Below are 2,696 nucleotides of genomic sequence, written 5' to 3' on the forward strand. Positions count from 1 at the left end.
GTTCACCGGCGTGCACATCAACACTTCGGAGAACCGCGCGGTGCTGCACGTCGCGCTTCGGCTACCGCGCGATGCGGAGCTGATTGTGGACGGGCAGAACGTGGTCGAGGATGTGCACGAGGTGCTCGACGCGATGGGCGAGTTCACCGACCGGTTGCGCAGCGGCGAATGGACCGGCGCGTCCGGAAAGCGAATCAGCACCGTCGTCAACATCGGAATCGGCGGTTCGGACCTCGGACCGGTGATGGTCTACCAAGCGCTGCGTCACTACGCCGACGCAGGCATCTCGGCGCGGTTCGTGTCCAATGTCGATCCCGCCGACCTGATCGCGACGTTGGCCGATTTAGACCCGGCCACAACGCTTTTCATCGTCGCCTCCAAGACATTCTCGACGCTGGAGACGCTCACCAACGCCACCGCGGCCCGGCGCTGGCTGACCGACGCGCTCGGCGATGACGCGGTGGCAAAGCATTTCGTTGCCGTCTCGACCAACAAGAAGCTGGTCGACGAGTTCGGCATCGACACCGAGAACATGTTCGGATTCTGGGACTGGGTCGGCGGACGGTATTCGGTCGACTCGGCGATCGGGCTCTCGGTGATGGCCGCGATCGGCCGGGAGGCTTTCGCGGACTTCCTGTCCGGGTTCCACCTAGTTGACGAGCATTTCCGGACCGCCCCGCTTCAGGCCAACGCACCGGCGTTGCTTGGGCTGATAGAGCTGTGGTATTCGAATTTCTTTGGCGCACAGTCGCGTGCGGTTCTGCCGTATTCCAACGACCTCGCGCGATTCGCGGCGTATCTGCAGCAGCTGACGATGGAATCCAATGGCAAGTCAACCCGCGCGGACGGCACACCGGTCGTCACCGACACCGGTGAAATCTATTGGGGCGAGCCAGGAACCAACGGCCAGCACGCTTTCTACCAGTTGCTACACCAAGGCACCCGTCTGGTGCCGGCCGACTTCATCGGTTTTTCCCAACCGATCGACGACCTGCCCACAGCCGACGGCACCGGCAGCATGCACGACCTGCTGATGAGCAACTTCTTCGCGCAGACCCAGGTGTTGGCATTCGGCAAGACGGCCGAGGAGATCGCCGCCGAAGGCACGGCTGCGGATGTGGTGCCGCACAAGGTGATGCCCGGTAACCGACCGACCACATCCATTCTGGCCACCAGGCTCACCCCATCGGTAATGGGCCAGTTGATCGCCCTGTACGAGCATCAGGTCTTCACCGAGGGCGTGGTGTGGGGCATCGACTCGTTCGACCAATGGGGCGTCGAGTTGGGTAAGACGCAGGCCAAGGCGCTGCTGCCGGTCATCACTGACGACGCATCGCCGGATAAGCAATCGGACAGCTCGACCGACGCGCTGGTGCGCCGATACAGGACCGAAAGAGGGCGCGTGGGCTAGGTTTTCCGCCGAGCAGTCGCATAAGCCCCACATTCCACGGCGTGTCGGGAGCTTTTACGTCTGCTCGCCCGGGTCACCCGAAGCGCTTGGCCAGCGGCGGCGGTAGTACCCGCATCAGCTGCACCATCGGCGCCCACGGCCACCACGGCACGGCGGCCCGGCCCGGCTCACGCTCGATGGCGGCGACCAACGCCTTGACCCCAGTTTCGTTGTCCACCATGAACATTGTGCTCTGCGATTTGGCGGTCATCTCCGACTCGATATAGCCCGGCTCGAGGACGGACACCTTGATCGGACCGTTGGCGTATTCGGCACGCAGCGACTCACCCAGCGAGCGCACCCCGGCCTTGCTGGCCGCATACGCCGCCTTCACGCCGGGCACACCCTTGGCGCCGAGCACCGAGGAGATCAGCACCAGATGCCCCGACCCCTGCTGCTTGAACATCTGTAGCGCGGTTTCGATCTGAACCAGGGCAGCTACCAAATTGGTTTCGATCGTTGCCTTGTTGGCCCACAGTTTGCCCGACCCCAGAGGCGCGCCCTTACCGATACCGGCGTTGACGATCACCCGGTCGATTCCGCCGAGCGTGTCGGACAATTGGGCGAATACCTTCGGCACCTGTTCGTGGTCGTTGACGTCCAGCGCGGCGACGGCCACCGTGACGCTCGGATACTGTTGCGACAGCTCAGCTTTGAGCTCGTCGAGCCGATCGGTGCGGCGAGCGCACAGCGCCAGGTCGCGGTCCTTGGCCGCGAACGCACGGGCCATGCCGGCGCCCAGGCCGGAACTCGCGCCGGTGATGAGGATCTTCCGCCGAGTCGGAGTCATCCGCGCAGCATAGCTACTTGAGTAGACGCGACATTCGCCGGTCGGCCAGCACCTTGCCGCCGGTCTGGCAGGTCGGGCAGTACTGAAACGACTTGTCGGCGAACGACACTTCACGAACGGTGTCTCCGCACACCGGACACGGCAGGCCGGTGCGCGCATGCACCCTCAATCCGGACCGCTTCTCCCCCTTGAGCGTCGCAGCCTGCTGGCCGACCGAGCGGGTCACCGCGTCGGAGAGGACCGAAACCATCGCGTCGTGCAATGCGGCCAGCTGTCCGTCGGCGATCTTTCCCGCCGTGGCGAACGGCGAAATCTTTGCGACATGAAGAATCTCGTCGCTGTAGGCGTTGCCTATACCGGCGATCACCTTCTGGTCGGTGATGACGGACTTGATCCGGCCGGTGTTTCCGGCCAGCAGGCCGGCCAATTCGTCGACGGACAGCTGCAGTGCATCGG

General features: G+C 64.1%; 3 protein-coding genes. 1 reads left to right on the plus strand and 2 read right to left on the minus strand.

What is annotated here, in order from left to right:
• Positions 1–1,411: glucose-6-phosphate isomerase (pgi, locus tag WBF82_RS16815; protein WP_424384106.1), on the plus strand; the 1,411-nt coding region annotated here is incomplete at its 5' end.
• 73 nt (positions 1,412–1,484) lie between these two features.
• Here pgi and WBF82_RS16820 read toward each other — a convergent pair.
• Complete coding sequence (locus WBF82_RS16820) at positions 1,485–2,240, minus strand: SDR family oxidoreductase (RefSeq protein ID WP_424384107.1); 756 nt, start codon at positions 2,238–2,240, stop codon at positions 1,485–1,487.
• 13 nt (positions 2,241–2,253) lie between these two features.
• Positions 2,254–2,696: zinc finger domain-containing protein (locus WBF82_RS16825; RefSeq protein WP_424384108.1), on the minus strand; the 443-nt coding region annotated here is incomplete at its 5' end.

The sequence above is a fragment of the Mycobacterium sp. genome (genome assembly GCF_049673265.1).
Classification (GTDB): domain Bacteria; phylum Actinomycetota; class Actinomycetes; order Mycobacteriales; family Mycobacteriaceae; genus Mycobacterium.